22 protein-coding genes are annotated in these 22272 nt (G+C 72.9%); 12 read left to right on the forward strand and 10 right to left on the reverse strand.

Annotated elements, in window-relative coordinates; genetic code table 11:
• Nucleotides 1-51 precede the first annotated feature (51 nt).
• The 4 genes from CFP66_RS35760 to CFP66_RS35775 all read left to right on the forward strand — a co-directional run bounded on the left by CFP66_RS35760 (nt 52) and on the right by CFP66_RS35775 (nt 3814).
• A complete protein-coding gene (locus CFP66_RS35760; protein WP_233159986.1) occupies nt 52-1485 on the forward strand; it encodes an MFS transporter in 1434 nt (477 codons plus the stop codon).
• Nucleotides 1486-1512: 27 nt separating this feature from the next.
• A complete protein-coding gene (locus CFP66_RS35765) occupies nt 1513-2379 on the forward strand; it encodes an SDR family oxidoreductase (protein ID WP_094929765.1) in 867 nt (288 codons plus the stop codon).
• Between the two features lie 12 nt (nt 2380-2391).
• Entirely contained in the window at nt 2392-2823 is a 432-nt protein-coding gene (locus tag CFP66_RS35770) for a Dabb family protein (protein WP_094929766.1), read from the forward strand.
• A 109-nt stretch (nt 2824-2932) separates the two neighbouring features.
• A complete protein-coding gene (locus CFP66_RS35775) occupies nt 2933-3814 on the forward strand; it encodes a siderophore-interacting protein (RefSeq protein ID WP_094929767.1) in 882 nt (293 codons plus the stop codon).
• A 72-nt stretch (nt 3815-3886) separates the two neighbouring features.
• On the opposite strand, the gene CFP66_RS35780 is transcribed toward CFP66_RS35775, so the two are convergent.
• A complete protein-coding gene (locus tag CFP66_RS35780) occupies nt 3887-5830 on the reverse strand; it encodes a heavy metal translocating P-type ATPase (protein ID WP_143517469.1) in 1944 nt (647 codons plus the stop codon).
• A 76-nt stretch (nt 5831-5906) separates the two neighbouring features.
• Between CFP66_RS35780 and CFP66_RS35785 the strand changes: the two genes are divergently transcribed.
• Nucleotides 5907-6227, forward strand: coding sequence for a metalloregulator ArsR/SmtB family transcription factor (locus CFP66_RS35785; RefSeq protein ID WP_094929769.1), 321 nt, complete (start codon nt 5907-5909; stop codon nt 6225-6227).
• A gap of 2 nt (nt 6228-6229) precedes the next feature.
• Here CFP66_RS35785 and CFP66_RS35790 read toward each other — a convergent pair whose 3' ends face one another.
• The 5 genes from CFP66_RS35790 to CFP66_RS35810 are packed head-to-tail and all read right to left on the reverse strand — an operon-like array spanning nt 6230 to nt 10727.
• Nucleotides 6230-7138 carry a dihydrodipicolinate synthase family protein gene (locus CFP66_RS35790; RefSeq protein ID WP_094929770.1) on the reverse strand — a complete coding sequence of 303 codons (909 nt, stop codon included), beginning with the start codon at nt 7136-7138 and terminating at the stop codon, nt 6230-6232.
• Nucleotides 7135-7902 (reverse strand): creatininase family protein, encoded by a 768-nt coding sequence (locus CFP66_RS35795; protein WP_143517470.1) that lies wholly within the window; start codon nt 7900-7902, stop codon nt 7135-7137. The genes CFP66_RS35790 and CFP66_RS35795 overlap by 4 nt, the downstream gene beginning before the upstream one ends.
• Nucleotides 7899-8777, reverse strand: coding sequence for a RidA family protein (locus CFP66_RS35800; protein ID WP_094929772.1), 879 nt, complete (start codon nt 8775-8777; stop codon nt 7899-7901). Before CFP66_RS35800 ends, CFP66_RS35795 begins: the two co-directional genes overlap by 4 nt.
• Complete coding sequence (locus CFP66_RS35805) at nt 8764-9918, reverse strand: mandelate racemase/muconate lactonizing enzyme family protein (RefSeq protein ID WP_094929773.1); 1155 nt, start codon at nt 9916-9918, stop codon at nt 8764-8766. Before CFP66_RS35805 ends, CFP66_RS35800 begins: the two co-directional genes overlap by 14 nt.
• Complete coding sequence (locus CFP66_RS35810; RefSeq protein WP_094929774.1) at nt 9915-10727, reverse strand: SDR family NAD(P)-dependent oxidoreductase; 813 nt, start codon at nt 10725-10727, stop codon at nt 9915-9917. Before CFP66_RS35810 ends, CFP66_RS35805 begins: the two co-directional genes overlap by 4 nt.
• 237 nt (nt 10728-10964) lie before the next feature.
• Here CFP66_RS35810 and CFP66_RS35815 point away from each other — a divergent pair, with 237 nt between their 5' ends.
• The 5 genes from CFP66_RS35815 (at nt 10965) to CFP66_RS35835 (ending at nt 15472) form a co-directional block, all read left to right on the forward strand.
• Nucleotides 10965-12272: an ABC transporter substrate-binding protein gene (locus CFP66_RS35815; protein ID WP_094929775.1), complete on the forward strand. Its 1308-nt coding sequence runs from the start codon at nt 10965-10967 to the stop codon at nt 12270-12272.
• Nucleotides 12272-13222, forward strand: coding sequence for a carbohydrate ABC transporter permease (locus CFP66_RS35820; RefSeq protein ID WP_094929776.1), 951 nt, complete (start codon nt 12272-12274; stop codon nt 13220-13222). The genes CFP66_RS35815 and CFP66_RS35820 overlap by 1 nt, the downstream gene beginning before the upstream one ends.
• Before the next feature lies 1 nt (nt 13223).
• Complete coding sequence (locus CFP66_RS35825) at nt 13224-14120, forward strand: carbohydrate ABC transporter permease (protein ID WP_094929777.1); 897 nt, start codon at nt 13224-13226, stop codon at nt 14118-14120.
• Between the two features lie 52 nt (nt 14121-14172).
• The gene (locus CFP66_RS35830) at nt 14173-14955 is read left to right on the forward strand and encodes an IclR family transcriptional regulator (RefSeq protein WP_094929778.1); all 783 of its coding nucleotides are present in this window, start codon (nt 14173-14175) and stop codon (nt 14953-14955) included.
• Nucleotides 14956-15028: 73 nt separating this feature from the next.
• Nucleotides 15029-15472 (forward strand): L,D-transpeptidase, encoded by a 444-nt coding sequence (locus CFP66_RS35835; protein WP_094929818.1) that lies wholly within the window; start codon nt 15029-15031, stop codon nt 15470-15472.
• A gap of 9 nt (nt 15473-15481) precedes the next feature.
• On the opposite strand, the gene CFP66_RS35840 is transcribed toward CFP66_RS35835, so the two are convergent.
• Nucleotides 15482-16750 carry a hypothetical protein gene (locus CFP66_RS35840; RefSeq protein WP_094929779.1) on the reverse strand — a complete coding sequence of 423 codons (1269 nt, stop codon included), beginning with the start codon at nt 16748-16750 and terminating at the stop codon, nt 15482-15484.
• The gene (locus CFP66_RS35845) at nt 16743-18068 is read right to left on the reverse strand and encodes an MFS transporter (protein ID WP_233159988.1); all 1326 of its coding nucleotides are present in this window, start codon (nt 18066-18068) and stop codon (nt 16743-16745) included. Before CFP66_RS35845 ends, CFP66_RS35840 begins: the two co-directional genes overlap by 8 nt.
• Nucleotides 18069-18196: 128 nt before the next feature.
• Here CFP66_RS35845 and CFP66_RS35850 point away from each other — a divergent pair, with 128 nt between their 5' ends.
• Complete coding sequence (locus CFP66_RS35850; RefSeq protein ID WP_094929780.1) at nt 18197-18874, forward strand: hypothetical protein; 678 nt, start codon at nt 18197-18199, stop codon at nt 18872-18874.
• 25 nt (nt 18875-18899) lie between these two features.
• Here CFP66_RS35850 and CFP66_RS35855 read toward each other — a convergent pair whose 3' ends face one another.
• Nucleotides 18900-19946 (reverse strand): LLM class flavin-dependent oxidoreductase, encoded by a 1047-nt coding sequence (locus CFP66_RS35855; RefSeq protein ID WP_094929781.1) that lies wholly within the window; start codon nt 19944-19946, stop codon nt 18900-18902.
• Nucleotides 19946-20455, reverse strand: coding sequence for an SRPBCC family protein (locus CFP66_RS35860; RefSeq protein WP_094929782.1), 510 nt, complete (start codon nt 20453-20455; stop codon nt 19946-19948). The genes CFP66_RS35855 and CFP66_RS35860 overlap by 1 nt, the downstream gene beginning before the upstream one ends.
• Nucleotides 20456-20645: 190 nt before the next feature.
• Between CFP66_RS35860 and CFP66_RS35865 the strand changes: the two genes are divergently transcribed.
• Nucleotides 20646-21770: a thermonuclease family protein gene (locus CFP66_RS35865; RefSeq protein WP_094929783.1), complete on the forward strand. Its 1125-nt coding sequence runs from the start codon at nt 20646-20648 to the stop codon at nt 21768-21770.
• The last annotated feature ends 502 nt before the right edge of the window (nt 21771-22272 follow it).

Raw genomic sequence — 22272 nt, forward strand, 5'->3', positions numbered from 1 at the left:
AGGCGACCGTCGCCGACGCGAACCGGGGTGTGCGCGCGCGATCGTCGTGGCATGAGGAAGGACGACGCGATGCGCACCGACGCCGCACCCACTGCCCTGAACGCCCACCCGCCGGTGTCCCGTGGGGTGGCGATGGTCGGCCTGGCCACCGCCATGTTCCTGGTCATCCTCGACAGCGCGATGGTGAACCTGGCCGGGCCGACGATCCGCGAGGGCCTCGGGCTCACGGCAGCAGAACTCACGGTCGTCGTGGACAGCAACCTGGTGGCATTCGCCGGTCTGCTGCTGATCGGTGGCCGGCTCGCCGACGTGCTCGGGAACCGGAGGGTGTTCCTGGCCGGAATGGCCGTCTACCTCGCGGCATCGGCCTTCTGCGCGCTGGCCACCAGCGGTCCGATGTTGATCGCCGGGCGGATCGGGCAGGGGGTCGGGGCCGCGATCGTGATGCCGGCCGCGCTCGCTCTCGTACTCGCTCTCTACTCGTCTCCCGGGGAACGCACCCGTGCGATGGGGATCTGGGGCGCTGTGGCGGGTGCCGGCAGTCTCATCGGCGTCTTCCTCGGTGGAACGCTGACCCAGCTGCTGGGCTGGCAGGCGGTGTTCGTGACCCCGGTGCCGTTCGGCATCATCGGGGCGATCATCGTGTGGCGCTCGGTGCCGTCGATCCCTGGCCGGCCCGGCCGGTTCGACGCGCTCGGCGCCGTCACCATCACAGTCGGGATCTCCGGGCTCGCGCTGGGCATGGTTTCCGCCTCCGACGCCGGATGGACCGCGCCGACCACGTTCGTCGGCCTCGGAGTCGGCCTCGCCTCCCTGGTCGCGTTCGTGATCGCCGAGCAGCGCTCCACACACCCCCTGGTCCCGCTCGCCGTCTTCAGCAGGAGGTCGGTGGTCACGGCGAACGCGGTGATGTTGCTGCTCGGCGGCGCGCTGACGAGCCTGTTCTTCTTCCTGCCCCAGTACCAGGAGGAGGTACTGGGGATGAGCCCGCTGGCGACCGGGATGACGCAGATCCCCATCGCCGTCATGATCATCGTGGGCAGCGCCACCGCGCCCGTGCTGGCGAAGCGCATCGGGCTGGGCCGCGCGCTGCCGGTCGCGCTCGTCGTGCTGCTCGTCGGTTTCCTGTGGCTGGCGCTGGACCCGACGACCAGCGGCTTCTCGGTGAGTCTCCTGGGCGCGTTCCTGCTGATCGGCACCGGCCTCGGACTCGGTCTCGTCAACGCCTTCGCCATGGCGGTGCGCGACAGCGCGGAAGATGAATCCGGCCTGCTCAGCGGGCTGATCAACGCCGCGCAGCAGTTGGGCGGCGCGGTCGGGCTCGCCGCGCTCGCGGGGATCGCCATCGGCGCCGCGGGAGAGCACGGAGACATCTCGTTCACGACCGCGTTCCTCGGCCAGGTCGCGCTCAGCCTCATCGCCCTCGCACTGTCGCTCATCCCCGCTGCCACGACACAGCCGGCGCCGGCCACCGCGGCCCGCTGACCTCCTTCGCAGAAAGGACAACCGACGATGAACGCACCCACCGTGCTCGTGACCGGCGCGACCGGGACGGTCGGATCCGCGCTGGTGACCGCCCTGCGGTCCCGCGGCGCCGCCGTCCGCGCGATGACCCGCAACCCCGACCACCCGGTCCCCGGCGCCGATACCGTGGTCGCCGACCTGCGGGATCCGGCGTCGATCGCCGCCGCGCTGGACGGCGTCGACGCGGCCTTCCTCAACAGCCCTTCGGCCGAGGACGCCGCTGCGCTCCAGATCCGGTTCGCCGACATCGCCCGCGACGCCGGTGTGCACCGGCTCGTGCTGCTCTCCCAGTACGCGGCACACGCCGACTCGCCGGTGCGGTTCCTGCGCTGGCACGCAGAGGTCGAGGCCCACGTACAGGAACTCGGGCTCGACCACACCGTGCTGCGCCCCAACCTCTACATGCAGGGCCTGCTCGGGTTCGCCGGCACCATCGCGCAAGGCTGGTTCGGCGCGCCGATCGGCGACACGGCCGTCAGCGCCATCGACGCCAGGGACATCGCGGACACCGCTGCCGTCGTGCTGACCGGCACGGGACACGCCGGCCGCACCTACACGCTCACCGGCCCCCGCGCCGTGACCCACGACGAGATCGCCCACGCCCTCTCCGGCGCGACCGGGCGGGCCATCGCCTTCCAGGACTCGTCCGCCGAGCAGTTCACCGCCGCGTTGACCGGCGTGCTCCCACCGTGGCAACTCGCCGGTCTCGTCGAGGACTACGCCCACTACGCCCGGGGCGAAGCCGCCGAGGTGCACACGGCCGTCGCCGACATCACCGGGAACCCGGCCCGCGACATCACCGATTTCGCCCGCGATTACGCCGCCGCGTTCGCTTCGGTGGCCTACGCCCGCTGAGAGGAAGAGTCGATGATCTACCACTGCATTCGGTTCACGGTCAGGCCCGGCGTCGCGGAGGAGGAGAAGGAGGCCGCTCTCGCGCAGATGCGCGAGCACATCAATGCCATCCCCGCCATCGAGGAACGCATCGTCGGGCCCGACTTCGGAGGGGAGTTCGAATACGGCGCGGTGTCCGTCCTCGCCGACCTCGAGAGTTACGAGGAGTACATGAACCACCCGGCGCACCTGGCCATGGACCGGGTCGGGTTGCCGCTGGTCGACAAGTTCGTGTCGTACGACATCGTCGACGACCCGGACCCGGAGGTGGGAAAGCAGATCGCCGACATCCACCGTCGCAGGTTCGAGAACGTGCCCGATATCGCCGAACTGGTCGCCGGAGTCGGCGAGTACAGCGGCAGCGCCGCACCCGGACAGTCCCGGGGTGCCGCGCGCGAGACCTGACCGTGAGGACCGACCCTCAGCCCGGTGGGTCGCGTGCGATGCCCGCCTCCCCTTTCCTCCCCACTCGACGCCGAACTAAGGTGAGCCTCACCAATAGGAGGAGGCGTCGATGGCGGGCGGATTGGGCCGATGGCTGCTCGAGGTGCGCAGGACCGAGCGGGTGACCCCGCAGATGGCGCGGGTGACGCTTCACGGAGATCTCAGCGGCTACACCCCGTTGGCCCCCGACCAGCAGGTCAAGCTGTTCTTCCCCCGGCCCGGGCACGACGTCACCGAGGTGCCTGCGCCGCCGGCGGGCGGCGACGGCATGGCCGTGCGCATGTCCTGGTACCAGGCCTACCTCGCCGTCCCCGAGGAGCGCAGGCCGTGGATGCGCACGTACTCGGTGCGCCGCCACCGCCCGGAACGCAACGAGATCGACGTCGACTTCGTGCTGCACGATCACGGCGACACCACCGGCCCCGCCTCCCGGTGGGCGGCCCAGGCCGGCGAGGGTGACGTCATCGCGCTCGTCGGCCCCGCAGCCAGCCACTTCCGCACGCCCGGCCCGCACGACTGGACGCTGCTCGCCGGCGACGAGACCGCCCTGCCCGCCATCGGCGCCCTGCTCGAGGCGATGCCGGCCGGGCAGCGCGCCGAAGTGTTCGTCGAGGTCGCCGACGCGGGCGAGGAGCAGCCGCTGCCCACCGCGGCGCAGGCGCGCGTCCGCTGGCTGCACCGCGGCGACGTGCCCGCGGGCCGCTCGGACGCCCTGGTGGAGGCGGTCCGGGCCGCCGACCTGCCCGCGGGTGCGGTGTACGCCTGGCTCGCGGGCGAGGCCTCGGCCGTCCGCGCGCTCCGTCGCCACCTCGTGGGCGAGCGGGGCGTCGACAAGAGGCAGATCGCCTTCGCGGGCTACTGGCGCCTGCACATGACGCAGGACGCAGGGCCCACGCCGGAGGAGGAATCCGAGGCGGCCGAGGTGATGGCCGAGCTCACCGAGCAACCCTGACCACACCTTGGAGCCGTACTGCTGTTTTTCGGGCGCAGGATCAGCAGGATGGCTCCGAGGTGCGTCAGGGTGTCAGGTGGTGGCGGCGCGGGCCCAGGCCGACCTGCTCAGTAGGCGTAGGCCGTTCAGGCCCACCAGGATCGTCGAGCCCTCGTGGCCGGCCACTCCCAGAGGCAGCGGCAGCGTGCCGAACAGGTCCCAGGCCACGAGTACCGCGATCACCGTGGCGGCGATCGCGAGGTTCGCGGCCACGAGCCGGCGGGCCCGCCGGGCCAGGGCGAGGACGGTGGGCACCGTGGCGAGCTCGTCGCGCGTGATCACCGCGTCGGCCGTGTCGAGCGCGAGGTCCGAGCCGGCGCGCCCCATCGCGATGCCGACGTGCGCGGCCGCCAGCGCCGGGGCGTCGTTCACGCCGTCCCCGACCACCACGACGCGGTGTCCCGCGGCCTCCATCTCGCGCACGACGGCGACCTTGTCCTCGGGCAGCAGTCCGGCGCGCACGTCGTCGATTCCGACCTCGGCGGCCAGGCGGGCGGCGGCGCGCGGGTTGTCGCCGGTGAGCAGGACGGGACGGGCGCCGGTCAGCGCGGCCAGCCGCGCGACGGTCTCCGCCGCCGTGGCCCGCACCGTGTCGGCGAGGCCGAGGACGGCCGTGACCGTGCCGTCGACGCGGAGCACGACCGCCGTCTGCCCGGCACCCTCCACCTCGGACACCAGTTCACGGACCCGCTCGTCCTGCGCCGGGAGCTGGGCCGGGCTGCCCACCTCGACGCGCTGCCCCCCGACACGCGCGACGACGCCGCGCCCGGGTGCGGACGAGAAGTCCTGCGCGACCGGCACGTCGAGGCCGGCGTCGTGCGCCGCGGCGACGACCGCACGCGCGAGCGGGTGCTCCGAGCCGCGCTCGGCCGCGGCGGCCAGCACGAGCGCCGCGTCGGCGTCCGTACCCCCGAGCGGGTGCACCCGGACGAGCCGTGGTGTGCCCTCGGTGAGCGTGCCGGTCTTGTCGAACGCGACGACGGTGGCACCGGCGAGCCGTTCGAGCACGACCGCCGACTTCACCAGGACGCCGTGGCGGCCGGCGTTGGCGATGGCGGACAGCAGCGGCGGCATCGTCGCCAGCACGACCGCGCAGGGCGAAGCGACGATCATGAAGGTCATCGCCCGCAGCAGGGTCGGCTGCAGCGCCGCGCCGAGGAGCAGCGGGACCACGAACAGCGCGAGGGTGGCGACGACCATCCCGACCGAGTACCGCTGCTCGATCTTCTCGATGAACAGCTGGGTACGCGCCTTCGTGGCGCTCGCCTCGGCCACCATCGCCACGATCCGCGCAACCACGGTGTCCGCGGCCGGGCGGGTGATCCGCACGTGCAGAGCGCCGCGGCCGTTCAGCGTGCCGGCGAATACCTCGTCGCCCGCAACCTTGTCCGCCGGGAGCGCCTCGCCGGTGATGCTCGCCTGGTCGACGTCGCTCGCGCCGTCCACGACGAGGCCGTCACCGCCCACCCGCTCGCCCGGCCGCACCACGATCACGTCACCGACCACGAGGTCTGCGGTGTCGACCACCTCCTCACCCCCGTGCCCGTTCAGCCGGGCCGCTCGCTCGGGGGCCAGGTCGAGCAGGCCGCGGACGGAGTCCTCGGTGCGCTTGGTCGCGACGGCCTCCAGCGCGCCGGAGGTCGCGAAGATGACGATGAGCAGCGCGCCGTCCAGGACCTGACCGATCGCGGCCGCGCCGATCGCGGCCACGACCATCAGCAGGTCGACGTCGAGCACCTTCTCCCGCAGCGCCTGCAGCCCGGCGAGGCCCGGACCCCAGCCGCCCGCGGCGTAGCAGGCGAGGTGGAACGTCCACCACACCCATGCCGGCGCACCGGCCAGCTGGGCCAGGAGGCCGAGCGCGAACAGCGCCGTCGCGAGCGTCGCCCACCGCACCTCGGGCAGCGACCAGGCCCCGCGGCGACGCGGCAGCACGCCACGGGACGGCCCGGCGGTGAGGTCGAGATCCAGTGCCATGACTGGCAGCATAACTGCGCACTCACGCAGATACGCAAGCAGTAGAATACCCGGGAAGCGCGAGTACCCTGCCCCCATGCACGAGTCGCTGCCGGACTTCGCGATGCCCGACGACGACCAGGTGCACCTGGCGGCCGAGACGTTCCGGATGCTGAGCGACCCCACCCGCATCAAGGTGCTCTGGGCCCTGCTGCAGGGTGAGTCGTCCGTCGCGTGCCTGGCCGAGCTGGCCGGCGCCGCACCGACGGCGGTCAGCCAGCACCTGGCCAAGCTGCGCCTCGCCGGCCTGGTGAAGGGCCGCCGCGAGGGCACCTTCATCTACTACTCCGCGGCCGACGACCACGTCCACCGCCTGCTCACGCAGGTGCTGATGCACGCCGACCACGCCACCAGCTGACGTCAGGCCCGCGGCGGCACCAGCAGGTCGGAGAACTCCTCCAGGAACCGGTCCACGTCGGCCGACTCGGGGCCGTCCAGCGGCCGGCCGGGAACGCGGCAGTGGTCGTCGGCGATCAGCCCGCGCCGGTAGGAGATCGTCTTCTCGGCCTGGACGATCAGCTCGACGTGCTGCATCCAGTAGGCGATGTAGGGCAGCAGCCTCCGGTGCAGGGCCTCCGCGTCGACGGCGTGCCCGGCGTGCCAGAGCCGCCAGATCTCGACGTAGACCTCCACGAACGAGCACCCGGGCTGCACGCCCACGGCGCCGCGCCGCAGCGCGTCCGGCAGCTGGACCCCCGCGTAGCCCACCAGGCACCCGACCGGCCGGGGTCCTGCCGCCAGCGCACTCATCACGGGGCCCGGGGGCACGGCCTCCACCTTGACCTGCAGCCCGGCGTCGTGGCCCTCGGCGAGGCCCCGGATCGTCGCGGCGTCCAGGGCGGTACCGGTCTGGGCCGGCGCGTACTGGAGCACGACCGGCGTGCCGGCGACGGCGTCGAGCACGGCCTCGACGTGGTGGCGCACCTGCGCAGGCGACGGGGCGAACAGGTGCGGAGGCAGGATGTTGATCGCCGCCGCGCCGGCGTCGACGGCCTCCCGTGCCCGCCGGATCGCGACGACGGCGGCGTGGTCGGGCACGGAGACGACCACCGGCACCCCGTGCGCGTGCCCCGCCCGCAGCAGCAGCGTGGTGAGCCGGCTGCGCTCGGCGTCGTCGAGCTTGGGGAACTCGGAGGCGAAGCCGGGGAACATCACGCCGCCGACGCCGGCCCCCATGACGTGCTCGGCCACGCGGACGAAGCCGTCGCCGTCGACCTCACCCGCGGCGGTGAAGGGAACCTCGAGGACCGGGCAGACCCCGCTGATCATGATTTCGCCTCCGTGCGCAGCGACCGGACGATCTCGGCGAGCCGCTCGACCACGATCCCGCTCATCCGCTCGCCCTTCTCCCGCGACGCCGCCCGCGGGTCCCCGAATACCCCGGTGGACGAGACGTCGGCGAAGCGCCGGTAGCGCGTGGCGGGGGCGCCGCGCAGCATGTCGCCGGTGTCCCAGGCGAAGGGCGACTCGTTCTCGCGTTCGGGCACGACCGCGGTGTCGACGAGGTGCGGCGCCACGGCCAGCAGCAGGGAGGTCTCCAGCTCGCAGGCGTGCCCGACCCCGCCCGGCCCGGTCTCGGTGAGCTCCAGCAGGGCGTCCGAGGCCACCTGCCACCACGTGGTGCGCGCGATCGTGCGGTCCGGCCACGAGTAGCCGAGCTGCTCCAGCGCGACCTGCGCCACGCCCTCGTTGCCACCGTGGGCGTTGACGAGCAGCAGGCTCCGCACGCCGAGCCGCAGCGCCGAGCCCGCGATCTCGACGACCTGGTGCAACAGCGTCTCGTGGGAGAGCGACAGCGTGCCGGGGAAGTCGTCGTGGTGGCGGGAGTAGCCGACGCTGACCGTGGGCAGGACGAGGACGTCGTCGCCGAGGCGCCGGTCGAGCTCGCGGCAGAAGTGGTCGGCGAGCAGCCGGTCGGTGGCCAGCGGCAGGTGCGGGCCGTGCTGCTCGATCGCGCCGAGCGGGAGCACGGCCGGCACGCAGCGGTCGAACGCGTCGATCCGTGCCGATGTCAGGTGTTCCCAGTAGGTCATCGGCGGGTGGCCCACATCTCGACCTCGACGAGCAGGCCGTCGAGCAGCGCGGTGCCCACCGCCGTGCGCGCGGGACGCGGTTCCGGGACCACCTCGCGGTAGACGGCGTTGAACCGCTCCCACATCGCCATGTCGGTGAGATAGATGTTGACCTTCACGACGTCGGCCAGGTCGCACCCGGCGGTGGCCAGCTGACGGCGGCAGTTCTCCAGGGTCACCCGGGTCTGCTCCTCGACGTCGTGGCCGACGACCGAGCCGTCCGGCGCGAGGGCGGCCTGCCCCGAGATCACGACGAGCCGGTCGGTGCTCACCTCGAGCACCGGCGAGTACGGGCCCGCCGTGGCGTGCTGCCGCGCGCCCGCCGGGACCTGCTTGCCGGCCGGAGACGGTGGCTGCGCCTGCGCCACGTTCGGCAGGTAGCCGACGAAGCCGCGGATGCGCCACCGCCCGTCGACGCGCCGGCACAGGTAGAGCGTCTGCCGGTCGAGGCGCGCCGCGCCGCCGTCGCCCTGCGGGACCGTGCCGTCGAACTTCTTGTGCGCGATCGCGTCGTCGCCGCGGATCTCGATGTCGCGCAGGGTGGTCAGGTCGTGCAGGGCGGCGCCGAGCTCCTCCGGGGAGGTCTGCGCCCGCAGGCGCGCGCTGCCGGCGAGCCACGCGTCGCGGTAGCCGTCCAGGGTGCGGCCCAGCCGCCAGGAGTCGGGGTTCGACCGCGTGCGGGCGTCGACGGCGAGGAACTCCGCATGGTCGACGAAGTCGTCCGCGACCCGCGACCAGTCCCCCGCGACGTAGGCTGCGATGTCCCGCTCGACGAGCATCGACCCGATCTCGTGCCGGTCGGGATCGGCGGGGAACGGCGACTCAGGTGCGGTCACGGGCGGTGTACTCCTTCTCGTGGACGCGGTGGGCCACCCGCGCGTGGTCGTCGATCTCGACGCCGAGCCCCGGCCCGTCCGGCAGCAGGACGTGCGGGGCCTCGATCCGCAGGGGCTCGCGCAGCAGGTCGTGGGAGCGGATCCGGCGCCCGAAGACGTCGCTGGGAAGGGTGGCGGAGCGGGCCGCCGCGCACGAGTGGACGTAGGCGGCCTCGGCGATGCCCAGGTCCACCTGCGAGCCGTGCCAGCAGGGCGCGCCCGCGAGGTCGGCGAAGTGGTCCAACCGCTGGAAGTCGGCGAGGCCCGCGGTGAAGTTGAACATGTCCGCGATCGCGAAGCGCTGCGCGATCACGGCCTCGCTGCCCCGGTCGGCGAACTGCGGGTAGGCGAGCGAGATGTGGCGCGCCAGCGGGATCGGCACCGCGGCGCGCAGCTGCGTCCACGCGTCGAGCATCCAGTGCGGCAGCGGGTCCTCGAGGCACGCGACGTTGCCGATCTCGGCGAGCGCCAGGCCGATCCGGCGGGCGTCGGCGAGCCGCTCGAACCGGCCGTTGGGATCGAGCACGAGGCGCAGGCCGGGCGCGTGCTCGGCGATCGCGGCCGCCCACCCCACCACGTCGTCCTCGAGCGAGCACTTCAGCTTGAGCGTCGAGAAGCCCTCCTGCTGGAAGCCGCGGGCCAGCTCGCCGATCTCGTCGACCGTGCGGTGGCTGGACCACGCGCTGGTGAGCACCCGGTCGCGCAGCGGGCCGCCGAGCAGGTCGGCGACGCGCACGCCCAGCGAGCGCGCGTACGCGTCCCACACGGCCATCTCGAACCCGTCGTACTCGTGGGTGCGGGCCAGCGGGAGCTCCTGCAGGCTCAGTGCCCGGACGTCGACGCCGACCAGCGAGCGGGCGAACGCGTCGATCACGGTCCAGTCGTGGGCGCGGTAGAGCTCACCGAGGCCGACGGTGCCGTCGCGCAACTCGAGCTCCAGCACCACCTTCGGCATCTCGTCGAACTGCACGGACCAGCCTGCGGCGCCCTGCCACGGCTTGTTGTGCAGCGGGCGGTGCACCGACGGTGAGTCGATCGCGCCGGGGTGCGCGCGGACGACGACCTCGGTGGCCCGGATCGAGACGATCGCGCTGCCCGTCACGAGCGGCCTGCCCGGTCGGCATGGGTGCGGGCGGTGGTCTCGCCGTCGTACAGCCGCGCCGTGAGCCCGGCGTCCACGGTGAGCACCTGACCCGTGATGCAGCGGCTCTCCTCCGACAGCAGGAAGCGCACGGCCCAGCCGCAGTCGATCGGCTCGATGAGCCGGTGCAGCGGTTGCTCATCCCGGGTGTGCCGATCGATCCATTCCACCGCGTGGGCGCGGTCGGCCAGCGCGGGGTCGACCGGCACGTAGCCGGGCGCGATCGCGTTGCAGCGCACCCCGCGCGGGCCCAGGTCGACAGCGCAGCCCCGGGTGAACCCCTCGACACCCGCCTTCGCACCCGCGTAGATCCCGAAGCCCGAGATCGTGCTCCGGGCGTGCACCGACGACACGTTGACGATGGCGCCGGGCGGCCCGGGACACTGCCGCGCGAAGGCACGCGAGACCAGCCAGACCCCGCGCAGGTCGATCCCGACGACGTGGTCGAACTGCGCCTCGTCGACCTCGTCGAACGGGGTGCTCAGCCCCACTCCCGCGTTGTTGACCAGCCCGGTGAGCGGCCCGACCTGCGCGGTGGCCTCCTCGACGACGCGTTCGACGTCATCCGGCCGCGACACGTCACCGACCACGCCCACGGCGCCCGGGTGGCGGGCGACGGTCGCGGCGACGTCGTCGCCGGTGAGCCCGTTGACGACCAGACGCGCGCCGGCGTCGGCCAGCGCGCGGCAGATGCCGGACGCGATCCCGGCACCGGTGGCGCCGGTGATCAGGACCGCCCGCCCGGCGAGTGTGCCCGCGACACCGTTCACAGATCCTCCTTGTCCCGCTGGGTAGGACGCGAAGCCATCCTATGGACCTCTTCGCGCCTGTCAACGGGCCGCGTCCACTCGATCCACCTTTCCGCCACCGGGCGGACATGCTGCAGCAATAGGACAGTCACCTGGGAAAACAGGGTCACCGCGCCGTTGACAGCGCCAGACCCACGCCTCTAGGTTCGCAGCCGTTCGCGGGACAATGTCCCATTCTGAGACTGGGGTGAGCTGCACATGCGCTACCGGCCGAGGCTGACGACGGCGACCGCCCTCCTGGCGACCGCGGCGCTGAGCGCGGTGCTCACCGCGTGTTCCGCGGGCGACGAAGGCGGTGCCGGGGGCGCCGACGGGTTCACCTACTGGTCCATGTGGCAGGAGAGCGAACCGCAGGGGAAGGTCGTCGCCGCGGCGATCGCGGAGTTCGAGCAGGAGACCGGTGTCGACGTCCAGGTCGAGTGGCAGGGCCGGGACAACGTGACCAAGCTGGTGGCCGCCCTGCGCGGCGGCGACGTCCCCGACCTGGTCGACCAGCAGTACTTCACGATCAAGAACGCGATCGTGGGCAACGACCAGTACACCGACCTCGCCGACGTCTACGACATGCCCGTCCCCGGTGAGGAGCAGACTGTCGGCGAGGTGGTCCCGGCCAAGTACGACCCGTTCACCACCACCGACGAGGGCGCCCGCTTCCTCGTGCCGTACGAGGTCATCGCCTACACGCTCTGGTACGACGCCGCCCGGCTCCCCGACGTCGCTGCGCAGCCACCGGCCACCTGGGAGGAGTTCACCCAGGTGCTCGCCGCGTCCGAGGCGGCGGGCCGCAACCCGCTGGCGCTCGACGCGGACATCGCCGGGTACACCGAGTACTGGACGAGCACCGCGCTCGTGCGCACCCTCGGCCCGGGCGGCTTCCGCGAGCTGGTGTCCCAGCCGGACGCGGCCGGCTGGGACCGGCCGGAGGTGCGCGACGCGCTCGGCAAGATCGCCGGTCTCGCCGCGCAGGGCTGGTTCATCCCCGGCTACGACAGCAGCAAGTTCCCGGCCGTCCAGTCGCGGTGGGCGCAGGGCGAGGCCGACTTCCTGTACATGGGCAGCTGGGCCCCGACCGAGACCGGCAGCGTGGCGGCCGAGGGCGTCGAGTACCGCTCGTTCAACTTCCCCACGTTCGGGAGCGACGACTCGCTGCCCGCCAGCGCGATCGGCTTCGCCGTCCCGAAGTCGGCGGAGAACGCCGGCGCCGCCAAGGAGTTCATGGCCTTCTTCCTGAACGCCGACCGGCTGGCGAAGATCTCGACCGAGGCGAACAACCTCACGCCCCGCAGCGACCTCCCGGTCCCGCCGCAGCTCGTCGACGCCAACGAGCTGGTGAGCGGCAAGGAGCTGCACCCGATCGCCGACGGCGTCGCCGCCACGTACGCCGACTTCTCCCGGGAGAGCTTCCAGCCCCTGAGCGCCCAGCTGCTGACCGGCGGCATCACCGCCGACCAGTTCGTCGAGCAGATCAAGGCCAAGCAGGTCGACTACTGGAAGGCCAACGGCTGATGGCCGTCGCCGCTCCGGCCGCGGGCGGGCGCACCCGCAAGGCCGCGCCGTCCGCGGGGTCGGTCCTCGAGCGCGAGCGCCGCAAGCTCTACATCCCGTTCCTGGTGCCCGCGCTGCTGCTGTACCTGGCGTTCGTGATCGTCCCGTCGATCGCGGCCCTGTGGATCAGCTTCCACCGGTGGGACGGCGTGAGCGACATGGAGTGGCGCGGCCTCGGCAACTACGTCGCGCTCCTGTCGGACGCGACCTTCCACACCGCCCTGGTCAACACGCTCGTGATCCTCGTGGTCGCGGGCGGCGCCATCTTCGTGCTCAGCTTCGGGATCACGATGCTGATCCGGGAGATGCGCGGGCGCAAGTTCGTGCGCTCGGTGCTGTTCTTCCCGCACATCGTGTCGGCGATCGTGCTGTCGATCGTGTGGGGATTCCTGTTCCAGTACAACGGCGTGGTCAACGCGATCCTGAACGCGTTGTTCGGCACCGACCCGATCCCGTGGCTCGACGACGCGAACCTGTTCCCGATGATCCTGCTCGGTACGGTGTGGCTGTCCACGGGGCTGTACGTGACCATCATCCTCGCCGGCGTCGACCGCATCCCCACGTACTTCTACGAGGACGCCCTCCTGGCCGGGGCGAATGCGTTCCAGCGGCTGCGCCACGTCACCCTCCCGCTGTCCTGGGACGTCATCACGGTGGCCGCCACGTTCTGGACGATCAGCTCCCTGAAGATCTTCGAGTTCATCTACGCATTCGGCGGCACCACGGCCGACCTTCCGCCGCCCGCCGTGTGGAACTCCGCGCTCTTCGTCTACGGCGAGTCGTTCGGCGGCCGCAGCCCGTCCTACATGTTCGGCTACGCCTCGGCGTCGGCGATGCTGATGCTCGCGCTGTTCTCGGTACTGGTGGTCGTCCTGCGGCGCGTGCTCCGGAGGGATCCCGTTGAGTTCTGACGTGTCCATCGACCGGCCCACGCGCCCGGCGCCGGCACCGCGGCGGCGTCGTCCCCGCTCCCCCCGCACGGGGTTCACCCCGGGACGGACCGTGGGCAGCGCGCTGGTGTGGGCGATCGTGGCGTTCAACCTCGCCATCTTCGCGTTCCTGCTGATCGCGTCGTTCCGCAGCACCGCGGAGATCTTCGCCCAGCCGTGGGGCCTGCCGACCACGCTGCACGTGGAGAACTGGGTGCGGGCGTGGGCGGAGAGCGGGTTCGCCCGGGCGACGGCGAACACCGTGCTCCTCGCGCTCGCGGGGGCGGTCACCGCCACCGCCGTCTGCGCACCCGCCGCGTACGTGCTGAGCCGGGTGCGCACGCGCTCGGCCGGGCCGATCTCGGTCTTCTTCGTGCTCGGGCTGGGCATCCCGGCCCACGTCACCGTGATCCCGCTGTTCGCGATGATGGCCGACGTCGGGCTCGTCAACAGCCTGTTCGGCCTCTACATCCTCTACTCCGCGACGCACGTCCCGTTCACGGTGTTCCTGCTCACCGGCTTCTTCCGGTCGTTGCCGGCCGAGGTCGAGGAGGCGGCCGCGCTCGACGGCGCGGCGGCGTGGCGCAGCTTCTGGCAGATCATGCTCCCGCTCGCCCGGTCCGGGATCCTGACGGTGCTGATCCTGAACGTCATCTCGATCTGGAACGAGACGCTGCTGGGACTCGTGTTCCTGCAGAGCGCGGAGAACTACACCCTCTCGCTGGCGCTGCTGAACTTCATGGCGAGCATGCAGTTCTCCGGGGCCGACTACGGGAGCCTCTTCGCGGGCGTGTGCATCCTCGTGCTCCCGATGGTCGCGCTGTACGCGTGGTTCGGCCGCCGCCTCGTGGAAGGCATCACCATGGGATCGGGGAAGTAGTGGCCGGGAATTCCTCCGGGGTAAGGTCCGGCGTGCTCGGGCGGGGAACGCGATGAACGAGTCGGTGCGCAAGGCCACGGAGGTGCTCCTCGCCCTCTCCGAGGTGGAACGCCACCTCAGCGCACGGGAGCTCGCCGAGCTCATCGACGTGCCGAAGAGCACCGCGCAGCGGCTTCTGCAGGCGCTGGAGCCCAGCGGCCTCGTCCGGCAGGACCTCGCCACCCGCCGTTACGGGCTGGGCCCGCGCACCCTGACCCTCGGCATGGCGTTCCTCGAACGGGTCGACGTGCGCGCCGAGGCGCGGCCGCACATGCACCGGCTGCACGAGGAGCTGGACGAGACGATCGAGCTCTCGATCCGCGCCGGTGCGTCGCGGATCTACGTCGAGCAGATCGAGGCGCGCTCGGAGCTCAAGGCGAAGGCGGAGCTCGGCCGGCTCTACCCGCTGTGGGCCGGGTCGGCGGGACGTGTCCTGCTGGCCGCCATGCCCCGCGACGAGCTGCGCCGCTTCACCGCCGAAGCGGGTGCCTCGGCGTTCACCCACGTCGAGCCGCCGACGATGGCCGGCCTGGTCGCCCAGCTCGAGGCGGAGAGCGGGCGCGGCTACGCCATGGCCTTCGACGAGACCATCCGCGGGGTGCACACGATCGCCACGCCGGTACGGATCGGCCCGTCCGAGGTGGCGGCCCTGAGCGTGTCCGGGCCGTCGAGCCGGTTCGACGAGCCCCTGATGCGGTCGGCCGCAGGCCCCCTGATGGCCGCAGCCGCCGCGATCGATGCGGCGATGGGCTTCGCGACCCCGGCACCCGATGGTGAGCAGGTGCACACCGGCTGACGTATGAGCCCACCCCATCGGGGGAACGCCTCCTCAGATCCGATTGCTCCCGATGGACGAGGAGAACACTTCGATGCGGCTCGCACGCCCTGTCGCCGGCGCGATCCTGGCCGGCGCCACCACGGCCGGTCTGCTGACCGGCGCGGGCTCCGCCGCGGCTGCCCCGGCATCCTGCGACGCCACGGCGCGCGCCTGCGTGGACCTGTCGGAGGGCTCGGCCTGGCTGATGGACGAGGGCGAGGTGACCTACGGGCCGGTCCCGGTGGCGTCCGGCGGCCAGGGCCACCGCACTCCTGCAGGGACGTTCGCGGTGACCTACAAGGACATCGACCACCGCAGCCGCGCCTACGACGACACGCCGATGCCCTACGCGGTGTTCTTCACGACCAGCGGCGTGGCGTTCCACGAGGGTGACCGGAACTCCCGCTCGCACGGCTGCGTCCGGCTCTCCCCCGACGCCGCGGCCGCCTTCTACGAGGGGCTGCGCCCCGGCGACGCGGTCCAGGTGCGTCGCTGACGGCGGGCGTCAGAAGTACGTGCGCACCGCGTCGACGACCCGGTCCTCATCGTCCAGCACCGGGAGCAGCGACCACTTGTCGAATGCCGTGCACGGGTGCGACAAGCCGAAGGTGAGCAGGTCGCCGACCCGCAGCCGCCCGTCGTGGTGGAGGAACGCGTGCTGGTCGTTGAGCTCGACAACCTCGGCGGCCCCGACCAGCGGCTCGGCCGCGACGGCCCCGGCGGCGCGACGGGCGAGCGGCACGGGCAGGTCCAGGTCGTAGGGCGCGTCCCGTTTGCCGAACCCGGCGACGGCGAGCCCGGTCTCCGGGGTCGACAGCACCCGCGCCCACAGCTCGAGCGCGGGCCGCAGCCGCTCCCCCGGGCCCGCCGCCTCGGCGCGCAGCGGCGAGCTGCGCTCGTAGGACAGGTGGTCGTGGGTGACGTACCCGCCCGAGCGCAGCACGGCCCGCACCGGCACGCTCGTACCCGCGAGCCGGCTCGTCGCGGCCACGACCCGGTCGAAGAAGGCGCTGCCGCCCGCGGTGACGACCAACTCGGTGCGGTCGCGGAACAGGCCCTTCCCGTCGAGGACCTGCACGGCTGCCACCAGGCGGGCGAGGAAGTCGTCGACGCGCCGCACCGCCGCCGCGGCCCGAGACGGTGGCAGGACCCCCTCGTACCCCTCGACGCCCGCGAGCGCGAGCCACCGGCTCGCGGCCACCCGCTCTGCGAGGGCGACGAGGTCGGCCGGGTCCCGCACGCCGGTCCGCCGGCCCGGCACGCCCAGCTCGACCAGCACGTCCACCGGTCGCGCGGCGTCCGCCTCGGCGAGAACGGCCTCCATCAGCTCCACGCCCTCGACCGAGTCGACGAGGCACAGGAACGTGAAGCCGGGGTCCCGCCGCAGCTCCGCGGCGAGCCACCGCAGCCCGGGCGCGTCCACGACCTGGTTGGCCAGAAGCACGCGCGGCACGCCGAACGCGCGCATCAGCCGCGCCTGGCCGATGGTCGCCGCGGTGATCGCCCAGGCCCCGGCGGCGAGCTGGCGTTCGAACAGCTGCGGCGCCATCGTGGTCTTGCCGTGCGGGGCGAGCGAGACCCCACGCTCGGCGCACCACGCCGCCATGCGCGCGATGTTGTGGGCCACCGCCGATTCCCGCAGCGTCACGACGGGCAGCAGCAGGTCCGCGACCGTCCAGCCGGCCTCCGGCACCTCGCCGAGGGTGAGCCCGAGGTCCGGGAACGCCCGGAAGCGGGCGTCGACGGGTTCGTCCTGGCGGGTCGGGTCAGGCACTGCGTCCTCCGTGCGGGGCGGGCCGCTGCTCGCGGACCAGGAGCGTGGTGAGCAGGGTGATCAGCCCGAGGAGGGCCCAGTAGCCGGCGACGAGCCACGGCGCCCCACCCGACACCGCCACCAGCGCGGTGGCGATGAACGGGGCCAGGCCGCCGGCGAACATGGCCGAGAACTGGTAGCCGAGCGAGATGCCGGAGTAGCGCACCCGGGTGCCGAACAGCTCGGTGAAGAACGCGGGCTGGGTGGCGAACATGGCACCGTTCGCCACCGCGTAGCCGATCACGAACGCGATCACGACCAGCACCGGGTCGCGGGTCTGCAGGATCAGGAAGAACGGGAACGCGAAGACGACGTGCAACGCGGCGCCGAAGAGGTAGACCGGTCGCCGGCCGATGCGGTCCGACAGCGCCCCGTACAGCGGCGTGATGACGAACTGGACCACGGCGGCGACCATCGTGGCGACGAGCCCGATCCCGGCCGCCAGCCCGAGGTCGTTCGTGACGTAGTTGAGCGCGAAGACGCTGATCAGGTAGCCGCACGCGTTCTCCGCGACCCGCATCCCGATCACGAGACCGATCGCGCGGCGCTGCGTGCGCAGCGCCTCCACGACCGGACGCCCTGCCTCGCCGCCGCTCTCCTTCAGCTCCGTGAACTCGGGTGACTCGGGCACGCGCAGGCGGATCACGAGGCCGACCGCCACCAGCACGATCGAGAGCAGGAACGGCACCCGCCAGCCCCACGACAGGTAGGCCTGCTCGCTCAACCCGCCCGACAGCGCGGCGTTGAACCCGGTGGCCAGCAGCAGGGCCGCGGAGGAGGCCATCTGCGGCCAGCTGCCGTAGAAGCCGCGACGCCGCACCGGGGCGTGCTCGGTCATCATCAGCACCGCGCCACCCCACTCACCACCCACGGCGACGCCCTGCAGGATGCGCAGCAGCACGAGCAGGACCGGCGCCCAGACCCCGATCGCGTCGTAGCCGGGCAGCAGGCCGATGCCGAAGGTCGCGATCCCCATCAGCAGCAGCGTGATGACCAGTGCGGACTTGCGGCCGACGCGATCGCCGATGTGACCGAAGATCACGCCGCCGATCGGCCGGGCGAAGAAACCCACGGCGAACGTCGCGAACGCCGACAGCGTGCCGACCAGGCCGCCGCCGCCCGGGAAGAACAGGTCGCCGAACACCAGAGCGGCCGCGAGCCCGTAGAGGAAGTAGTCGTACCACTCGACGAGGGCGCCGACGAAACTCGCGACCCCCACCTTGCGCAGCGTCCGCGGGTCGCTGCCCGCCCCCGTCACCCGGCTCGCCGGCTCGGCCACGTCCGTCCCCCTCCGTCGCGGTGCCGACATCCTGACGCCGATCCGCCGCCGGTGCATCAGGAAGGATCAGGGGCGCCGTCGGGGCGGTCCCCGATGCCGCACGCCCCGCCGTCCCGGACGCTGGATGCATGTCACGAGCCGTCCGCCGCTGGCGCCACCTGACCGTGTGGGCGCACGCCGTGTCCTCGATCGGCTGGATGGCGCTGGCCCTGTCGCTGTTCGCCCTCCTCGCCCTCGGCCTCACGACCGAGGACCCGCAGATCGCGGCCGCTGCGGTGGCCATGGCCCACCACCTCGACACCGTCCTGCTCGCGCCGCTGGCGAACGCGTCCGCGTCCACCGGGCTGATGCTCTCGCTCGGCACCGTGTGGGGGCTCGCCCACCACCGCTGGGTGCTGGCGAAGGCCGCCATCACGCTCGTCCAGCTCTACGCCGGGATCTTCCTGCTCTCCGGCGCGCTCGGCGCTGCCGCCGAGGCACGCAGCGCCCCGGTCGCCCTCGCGGTCGGAACCGCGGCGATGGCGGGCGCGATCGGGTTCCAGGCCTGGCTCTCGTTCGCCAAGCCCGGACCGCGGACGCGGTGGGCACGCGACCGCGGGACCGGCCGCACCGTCCGCCTCCCGACCGCGTCGGCCGCGCACTTCGCCGCCGCGGTACTCGCCCCGCTGGTCGACATCGCCGTCGGTACCGCCGTAGGCTTCCCGACCCCGGTGCTGTCGCTCGTGACGCTGGTCGTCGCCGTCGTGGCGCGCAAGCGCACGCTGCGTGCCCCGGACCGCTCCCATCCGGCGCCCCAGCCCGCATGATCCTTGCGAGCCGGGTCCGCAACGATCAACCGGTGGCGCGGACGAGGTCGATGGCGCGGGCCAGGGTGCTCAGGCGCTCGTCGAGCGTGTCGCCCGCGGGGTAGAGCCGCACGGTGTCGACGCCCGCGCCGCGCCAGACGCGCAGCCGGTCGCGCACCATCTCCTCGGTACCGACCAGCGTGGTGGCCAGGACCATCTCGTCCGTCACGAGCGCGGCGGCGCCCTCGCGGTCGCCGCCCTGCCAGCGCTCGCGCACGGCCGCGGCGGTCTCGGTCCAGCCCTGGCGGCTGTAGGCGTCGTTGTAGAAGTTCGTGCCGGCCGAACCCATCCCACCGAGGCTGAACGCCAGCTTCTGCTTCCGGTCGGCCAGCATCGGGCGCAGCGCGTCCTCGTCGGCGGCGAAGGCGACCTCCGCGCCCTGGCACACGTCCAGGTCCCGGCGGTGCCGGTCGGCGCGCGCCAGCCCCGCGTCGAGGTGGGTGAAGTAGGCGTCGGCGCCCTCGGGCACGAAGCTGGTGCCCAGCCAGCCGTCGGCGATCTCACCGGTCAGCTCCAGCAGCCCCGGCGCGAGCGCCGCCAGGTAGACGGGGATGTCCGGGTTCGGCGCCGCCGACACCCGCATGGGACGGCCCTCCCCGCCGGGCAGCGGGATCCGGACCGTGCGCCCGTCGTAGGCGACCTTCTCCCCCGCGAGGACCTGCCGGACGACCTCGACGGTCTCGCGCACGCGCGTGAGCGGCCGGGCGAACGGCACGCCGTGCAGGCCCTCGATCACCTGCGGCCCGGACGGCCCCAGGCCGAGCAGGAACCGGCCCTGCGACATGTCGGCGAGCGTGAGCGCCGCCTGCGCGACCGCGACCGGCGTCCGCGTGCCGACCTGGATGATCCCCGAGCCCAGCAGGATCCGGTCGGTCCGCGCAGCCAGGTAGCCCAGCACCGACGGCGCGTCGGAGCCCCAGGCCTCCGCGACCCAGCAGACGTCGAGGCCGAGCTTCTCCGCCTCGCACACGAACTCGACGGTGTCGCGGAAGCCCGCGCCGCCCGAGCCCTCGACGGTCGTGGCCGTGCGCATCAGCCGCGACCCTCCGCCCGCTCCTTGATGCCGGCGAGGGTGGCGGTCATGTTCGCCTCGAACTCCCGCAGCCGCACGAACACGATCTTCTGCTCCTTGTCGGGCATCTTCTCGATCGCCTGGCTCAACCCGGAGCGCCCGGGCCCCAACCGCACCCATTCGGTCAGCCGCGTGCCGCTGCCCTCGGGATGGAGTGTGAATCGCCACGTCGCCGAGGGGTCGGCCGGGTCGTGCACGGCCCACGCGAACACGCGCGGCGGCGCGCACTCCACGACCTGCGAGGTGGCCGACCACTCGCCCAGCGCCTCGTGCCGGTTGTGCCCCACGAAGCGCGACCCGACCGCGGGTCCTGCACCGTCGAGCCACTCCACCGCCTGCAGCTCCGGGCTCGTCCCGGCCATCGCCGCGAGATCCACCACCGCGGGCCAGACCGCCTCGGCCGGGGCGTCGATCCAGGTGGTCACCTCGGCCGTCGGGCCGTCGGCGTAACGGGCACCGGTCCACTCCATGCCAAGCTCCTCCGCGATCGTCGTGCCCCCATCGTCGCGGGCCGCGGCCCGTCCGGCGAGTCCCCGATCAGCGGCGCCGTCGGCGCGGCTGTAACGAGCAGGTCCGAGCGGACGAACTCACCGCCGATCACACGCCGATCAGCCTGCCGGAACCGTCCGAGGCCCGCGTGCCCGTCGGGAAGGACGACCCGTGCTGACGCTCCTGAAGTTCAGCGCCTTGGCGCTGACAGCGGCCGGCGCGACGACCGTGGCGGTCGTCGTCGCACAGGCCGCCCCCGCGTCCACCGCGCAGGCCGTCGTGACGAAGGTGGTGGACGGCGACACCATCGACGTGACCGTGGACGGCCGCGGTGAGCGCGTCCGGATGCTCAACATCGACACCCCCGAGATCACCGGGCCCGAGGTCCAGTGCCTCGGGCCCGAGGCGGCCGCCCACCTCGCGGAGCTGCTTCCCGTCGGCACGCCCGTGGTGCTCGAGTTCGACGAGGAACGCACCGACGGCTACGACCGCACGCTGGCCGGGGTGCGGACCCGGGACGGAGCGCTCGTCAACGCGGAGATGGCCCGGGCCGGGCTGGCCGTGCCGCTCGTCGTCGGCGACAACGACCGCTTCCTCCCGCCGGTGCAGCAGGCGCGCGACGAGGCCGCCGCGCAGGGCCGCGGCCTCTTCTCGCCGGAGATCACGTGCACGGTGCCCGCGCAGGTGGCCACCGTGACCGCGGCTGCCGAGCAGGCGCCGGCAGCCGCCGCGCAGCCGCCTGGCGCGTCCTCGGCCGAGCTCGCGACGTCCGCGTCGCTGGCGGTGGCGGCGGTCACGACGGCGCGGGCCCTCGAGGACGCGCTCGTCCGGGACGCGATGGGGCTCGCGTGGGCCGTCTTCACCCCCGACGAGCGGGACCGCCTGCTCCAGGACGTCCGGGACGCGGCGGGGCGGGCCGAACGCGAGGCCGGTGCCCTGCGGGAGGCCGAGGCAGCGGCGACGGCGCAGGAGGCCGAGGCGGCGCGCGTCGAGGAACAGCGACGGGCCGAGGAGCAGCGACGCACCGAGGAACGACAGGCCGAGGAGCGACGCGCGGAGGAACAGCGCCAGGCCCGTGAGGCCGCGGAGCGACGAGAGGCGCGGGAAGCCGCAGCCCGGCAGGAGGCCCGGGAAGCCGCGGAACGGCAGGCCCGCGAGGCGCAGTCGCAGAGCCGGAGCGGCGGGGACGGTGAGGCACGGCCGTCCGCACCCGACGCCGGCGGGTCGGGCGCTCCTTCGGGCTACACGGGCCCGCGCTGCTACGCGCCGGGCGGCAAGACCTGGAAGCCGTGCTGATCCTCCCCGGCACACCTCCATGATCGTGGAGACGGTGCGAGAACGGGTCGAATCGAGCCTGTTGTCGAATCGGTCAGGCCCGCACCGCGGCCGCTGCGTCGATCACGGCACGCGGTGGCCGGTCGATCGCCGACCACGACCGTCCACCCGTGGCCGACGCTGCTGGTCGGGACGCGGCGCGCGGTGATCGATCCGATCAGTACCTGCGTGCGGGCGCGGCGACAGTGGCGTCCTCGTCGGAGCGATCACGGCCGGGTGATCAGTCCGATCAGTACCTGAGGGCGGGCGCGGCGACAGTGGTGTACTTGTCGGGGTGATCAGGACCGGGTGATCGGTCCGAGCAGTGCGTGGGTGCTGTCGCGGCGACGTCAGGTACTTCTCGCAGCGATCAGGGCCGGATGATCGGTCCGAGCAGTGCGTGGGTGCTGTCGCGGCGACGTCAGGTACTTCTCGCAGCGATCACCATCGCGCGTCCGCGGGCCCCAATTCGGCAACACGCTCA

Source organism: Pseudonocardia sp. MH-G8, assembly GCF_002262885.1.
In the GTDB taxonomy this organism is placed as follows: Bacteria; Actinomycetota; Actinomycetes; order Mycobacteriales; family Pseudonocardiaceae; genus Pseudonocardia.

Coding starts and splice junctions, on each gene's coding strand:
- CFP66_RS35760 (WP_233159986.1), top strand. CDS start 52: ATGAGGAAGGACGACGCGATGCGCACCGACGCCGCACCCACTGCCCTG.
- CFP66_RS35765 (WP_094929765.1), top strand. CDS start 1,513: ATGAACGCACCCACCGTGCTCGTGACCGGCGCGACCGGGACGGTCGGA.
- CFP66_RS35770 (WP_094929766.1), top strand. CDS start 2,392: ATGATCTACCACTGCATTCGGTTCACGGTCAGGCCCGGCGTCGCGGAG.
- CFP66_RS35775 (WP_094929767.1), top strand. CDS start 2,933: ATGGCGGGCGGATTGGGCCGATGGCTGCTCGAGGTGCGCAGGACCGAG.
- CFP66_RS35780 (WP_143517469.1), bottom strand. CDS start 5,830: ATGGCACTGGATCTCGACCTCACCGCCGGGCCGTCCCGTGGCGTGCTG.
- CFP66_RS35785 (WP_094929769.1), top strand. CDS start 5,907: ATGCACGAGTCGCTGCCGGACTTCGCGATGCCCGACGACGACCAGGTG.
- CFP66_RS35790 (WP_094929770.1), bottom strand. CDS start 7,138: ATGATCAGCGGGGTCTGCCCGGTCCTCGAGGTTCCCTTCACCGCCGCG.
- CFP66_RS35795 (WP_143517470.1), bottom strand. CDS start 7,902: ATGACCTACTGGGAACACCTGACATCGGCACGGATCGACGCGTTCGAC.
- CFP66_RS35815 (WP_094929775.1), top strand. CDS start 10,965: ATGCGCTACCGGCCGAGGCTGACGACGGCGACCGCCCTCCTGGCGACC.
- CFP66_RS35820 (WP_094929776.1), top strand. CDS start 12,272: ATGGCCGTCGCCGCTCCGGCCGCGGGCGGGCGCACCCGCAAGGCCGCG.
- CFP66_RS35830 (WP_094929778.1), top strand. CDS start 14,173: ATGAACGAGTCGGTGCGCAAGGCCACGGAGGTGCTCCTCGCCCTCTCC.
- CFP66_RS35835 (WP_094929818.1), top strand. CDS start 15,029: ATGCGGCTCGCACGCCCTGTCGCCGGCGCGATCCTGGCCGGCGCCACC.
- CFP66_RS35850 (WP_094929780.1), top strand. CDS start 18,197: ATGTCACGAGCCGTCCGCCGCTGGCGCCACCTGACCGTGTGGGCGCAC.
- CFP66_RS35855 (WP_094929781.1), bottom strand. CDS start 19,946: ATGCGCACGGCCACGACCGTCGAGGGCTCGGGCGGCGCGGGCTTCCGC.
- CFP66_RS35860 (WP_094929782.1), bottom strand. CDS start 20,455: ATGGAGTGGACCGGTGCCCGTTACGCCGACGGCCCGACGGCCGAGGTG.